At 75.4% G+C, this 4,564-nt stretch carries 3 protein-coding genes and 1 tRNA gene; all 4 read right to left on the reverse strand.

Annotated elements, in window-relative coordinates; genetic code table 11:
- On the reverse strand, nucleotides 1-1,151 hold a 1,151-nt coding region (locus EBM89_RS19570; RefSeq protein ID WP_122151266.1), incomplete at its 3' end, for a CYTH and CHAD domain-containing protein.
- A gap of 73 nt (nucleotides 1,152-1,224) precedes the next feature.
- Nucleotides 1,225-3,618, reverse strand: a complete 2,394-nt coding sequence (locus EBM89_RS19575) for a transglycosylase domain-containing protein (protein WP_122151267.1) — start codon at nucleotides 3,616-3,618, stop codon at nucleotides 1,225-1,227.
- A 137-nt stretch (nucleotides 3,619-3,755) separates the two neighbouring features.
- Nucleotides 3,756-3,829, reverse strand: a tRNA-Met gene (locus tag EBM89_RS19580).
- 50 nt (nucleotides 3,830-3,879) lie between these two features.
- A partial coding sequence (locus EBM89_RS19585) for a lytic murein transglycosylase (protein WP_122151268.1) occupies nucleotides 3,880-4,564 on the reverse strand: 685 nt, incomplete at its 5' end.

Below are 4,564 nucleotides of genomic sequence, written 5' to 3' on the forward strand. Positions count from 1 at the left end.
AGCGCCCGGCGCACCTTCCGGTCACGGCGGGCCACCAGCGCCGGGAGCACCCGGGTGGCGCGGCGCCGGGTCCGCGGCCGGTCCCGCAGCGGCGGGTCGGCCGCGAGCGCCGTCAGCCCCCGCACCAGGGTGAGGTACCGCGTGCTGCCCAGCGCCCGGAGCACGGCCTCCTGGGCGGTCCGGTGCCGCGCGTCGAGGTCCGCCACCGGCGCCTCGTCGAGGTCGGCCACCCGGTCGCGGAGCACCTGGGCGTCGCGCGCGGTCCCGAGCACCCGGCCCAGCAGCCGGAGCTCGTCGCGGAGCGGGTCGGTGACCTCCCGGTCGAGCAGCGGGCGGAACGTCCGCAGCGCGGTCCGCAGCCGGCGCGCGGCGACGCGCATCTGGTGCACCGCGTCCGGGGCGTCCAGCCGGACGGCGAGGTCCTGCTCGACGAGCCGGTGCACCTGCGCGGCGAGGTACGCCGCCAGGACCTCCCCGGCCGACGACCGGCGGTCGGGGGTCGCCCGGGCCGGGGCGTCCGGAGCGGGCAGCACCCGGCCGACCTTGGTCCCCGACCGCGCGGGGCCGAGCCCCGCGGCCCGCAGGCCGTCCTCGACGACGTCGAGCAGGTCCTCGTCGCCGTCGACCAGCTCGATCTCCACCTCCCGCCAGGTCACCGGCGCGGACGCCGCCGACCCGCCGCCCTCGGCGGGCCGCAGCCGCCGCGCGGTGACGTGGTCGTCGGCGAGCTCGAGCAGCACCCGGCCGGTCGCGTCGACCAGCCGCACGGCCCGCCGCCGGGTCACCACCTCCGCGACGGGGTGCAGCGGCTCGCCGGTCGTCACCGCCCGGACCAACGCCTGCAGCGGCTCCGGCACCACGTGCCCGGGTCCGCCGGGCGGGTGCCGGACCTCGGTGCGGGCACCGCGGCCCGCCGCCGGGACCTTGAGGTGCCACCCGGCGTCCCGCCCACCGGACCGGTCGCGCAGGGTCAGCCCGGCGGCGGTGAGCCGCAGGTCCGCGGTGTCCACGTAGGTGGCGGTGAGGACGTCTGTGGTGACGGACTCGGTGAGCGGCGTCCCGCCGTCGGGCACCAGGTCGACGAGCGCGGGCAGGTCGGCGTCGGGCGCGGCGGGGTACGCGCGCTCGACCTCGCGGTGGACGGCAGCCATGCCCTCCGTTCTAGCGCGGCCCGGCAGGGGCGGCGACCGGGGCCGGGCGCGCGAGCGCCTCGCGGGTGCGGCTTCAGCCCTGCCCGGGCGGGGGCGGTCCGGCGGCCGGTGGACCCGATGCGGGCACGGCGTCGGGTCCGCTCGACAGCGTGAGCGTCACGACGCTCCCGACGGGTGCCGCCCCGCTCGGGCTCTGCGACGCCACGGCGCCTGGAGTCACGGGCGACGGCGTCGTGCCGCCGACCGTCGCGGAGAAGCCCGCCCCCTCCAGCGCCGCGACGGCGCTCGCCTCGTCCAGGCCGATCACCGACGGGACCGGCACGGGCTTGCCGAACTGGATGTCGGCGCTCGGCGGGGCGAAGCCCGGGTTCGCCTGGCCGTCGGCGAGCACCTGGTCCATGACGTTGACCCAGGTGCGCCCCGCGTACGTCGCACCGAACGCGTTGCGGGCGTACCGGCCGTTGATCGTGATCCGCTGCATCGGGATGTTGCGGTCCGGGTAGCCGACCCACACGGCCGACGCCAGGCGCGGCGTGTACCCGACGAACCAGGTGTGCTCGTTGTGCGTGGTCGTCCCGGTCTTGCCCGACGCCGGGTAGGGACGCGTCCCGAGCTCCGAGCCGGTGCCCCGCCAGACGTTGCTCATCGCCTCGTTCATGCCCGCGGCCACGTCGGGGGCGATGGTCTGCGCGCAGCCCGCGTCCGGGATCGGCAGGTCCACGCCGTCGGCGTTCTTGACGCTGGTGAGGGCGATGGGGCGGCAGTACACGCCCCCGGCGGCGAACGCCGCGTAGGCGCCCGCGAGCGCCAGCGGCGACGTCGACCCCGACCCGAGGACGTTGGACGGGACGGCCGCGACCGGCTGCCCCTCGGTGCCGCTCGTGGAGCTGGTGACCCCGAGCTGCGCGGCGCCGTCCATGATGGCGCAGAGGTCGAGCTGCATCGCCATCGTCACGTACGCCAGGTTCACGGACCGCTGGGTGGCCTGGGCGACGGACATCTGCCCGGAGCCGCCCTCGGCGTTGCGCACCGGCCACGTGTCGCGGGAGTACCGCTGCCCGCAGGCGGTGAACTGGCTGGTGTCGATGTTCCGGGCCGTGCCGTCGACCCGGTCGGCCAGGCTCTTGCCCTGCTTCAGCCACTCCAGCAGCGTGAACGGCTTGAACGTCGAGCCGGGCATGAACCCGTTCGACCCGCCGTAGGAGTACGACGCGTTGTAGTTGACCGAGTTGTCGCGGCCCGCGGCGTCACCGGTGTTGTTGAAGTTCCGGTTCTGCGCCATCGCGCGGATGTGTCCCGACCCCGGCTCGACCACCGAGATCGCCGAGCCCACGCCGGTGGGGTCGTCCACCGGGACGGTGCTCTTCACCTCGGTGTCGGCGATGGTCTGCAGCCGCGGGTCGAGCGTCGTCGTGATGTCCAGGCCGCCGTTCAGCAGCAGCCGCTCGCGGATCTCCGGAGTCTCGCCGAACACCGGGTCGTTCTGGATGACCTTCGTGACGTAGTCGCAGAAGTACCCCGACCCCTGCACCACCGCGCCCGCCGCCATGCACCCGCTCTGCGGCTCGCTCACGCGCAGCGTGTCCGGCAGCGGCGTCGCCCGGCCCGCCTCGTACTCCTCGACGGTGATGAACCCCTCGCGGCGCATCGCCCGCAGCACGTCGTCGCGGCGGCCCTGGGTCGCCTCCGGGTGCAGCGTCGGGTCCAGGTCGGAGGGCCGCTGCGTGATCCCGGCGATCGTCGCGGCCTCGAGGTAGGTCAGCTCGGAGGCGTGCTTGCTGAAGAACCGCAGCGCCGCGGACTCCACGCCGTAGATCTTCACGCCGAACTGCGCGATGTTCAGGTAGCCCTCGAGGATCTGGTCCTTCGTGAGCTCCTTCTCCAGCGCGATGGCGAGCTTCGCCTCGCGGAGCTTGCGGGCGTACGTCGGCTCGCGGGCCGCCTCGACGCCGATCTGGTCGCCCCGGCGGTCCGCGGCGTCGATCAGCACGTTCTTCACGTACTGCTGCGTCAGCGTCGACGCCCCCTCCTGCCCCTTGCCGAGCGCCTGCCGCACCGCCGCGCGCGCCATCCCCGCCGGGTCGATCCCGCCGTGCCGGTAGAACCGGCGGTCCTCGATCGCGACCACCGCGTCCTGCATCGGCCCCGCGATCTGGTCCAGCGACACCACGACCCGGTTCTGCGCGAAGAACTCCGCGATCACCGTCCCGTCGGCCGCGCGCATCACCGAGCGCTCCGACAGCGGCTGCCGCGCCAGCTCCGTGGGGAGGTCGTCGAACGCCTCGACGCTCAGGTCCGTGGCCGTGTCGGCGACCGCCACCACCGGCAGCACCAGCCCGGCGGTCAGCAGCCCGCCCACCCCGGCGGTCAGCACGAACGTGAGCAGCAGCGCCACCGCCTGCACGGGCGTGACGTGCCGGCCGTGCGACGTGCTGGACGTGCGCGACCGGGGAGGACGACGGACCATGCGCTGAACCTAGAGGTAAACGCCGTCCGCCATCAGGGGTTTCGCCCCACGAGTTCACCCGACGACCGTCCGGGGACGACGAAGGCCCGGACCGTGACGGTCCGGGCCCTCGTCCGCCGGTCTGCGCCGGCGCTGCGTAGCGGGGACAGGATTTGAACCTGCGACCTCTGGGTTATGAGCCCAGCGAGCTACCGAGCTGCTCCACCCCGCGTCGGTGGCACCAGTCTACGTCAGCCCGGCCGCAGGACCTATTCGCGCTCGTCAGCCGAGTCCCGCCAGCCGCTCCGCCTCGTCCGCGACGGCGTTGTTGTACGCCAGGTCGTCGTTGTAGCTCGCGACCGCCTGCACCCAGATCTCGGGGTCCGCCAGGTCCCCCGAGACGCAGAGGTAGCGCGCGGCGGCGAGCGCGGCGTCGGTGACGTTCTGCGGGTCGGCCACGCCGTCGCCGTCGCCGTCCGCCGCCCAGGTGGCCCACGTCTGCGGGATCATCTGCATCGGCCCGACGGCACGGTCCAGCCGGGTGTCGCCGTCGAGGGCCCCGGCGTCGGTGTCGGCGATCCGGGCGCGCCCCGCGCTGCCGTCGAGCGCGGGCCCCAGCACCGGCGGCACCGCGACACCCCGCGCGTCGAGCGCACTACCTCCCGCGGTGCCGTGGTCCGACTCGGCGAGCCCGATCGCGGCGAGGGTGTTCCACCCGATCCCGCAGCCGGGCTGCTCCTCCCCCAGCGCCAGCGCGGCTCCCGCGTAGGCCCGCAGCGCGACCGGGGGGATCCCCGACCGCTCGGCGGTGCGGGCGAGCCAGTCCGCGTCGACCCGGTCGCCGGTCGACCGGGTCGCGGCGGCCTGCGGCGACGCGCTCGCCGTCGGCCGGGGCGTGGCGGACGGGGGCGTGGCGGACGGGGTGGGCGCCGTCGGGGCGGGTCGGGTCTCGGCCGCGGGACCCGGG

The organism is Cellulomonas triticagri, assembly GCF_003696205.1.
Classification (GTDB): domain Bacteria; phylum Actinomycetota; class Actinomycetes; order Actinomycetales; family Cellulomonadaceae; genus Cellulomonas; species Cellulomonas triticagri.

Excerpts from the sequence above, each read along its gene's own strand:
- EBM89_RS19575 (WP_122151267.1), bottom strand. The coding sequence starts at position 3,618 with ATGGTCCGTCGTCCTCCCCGGTCGCGCACGTCCAGCACGTCGCACGGC.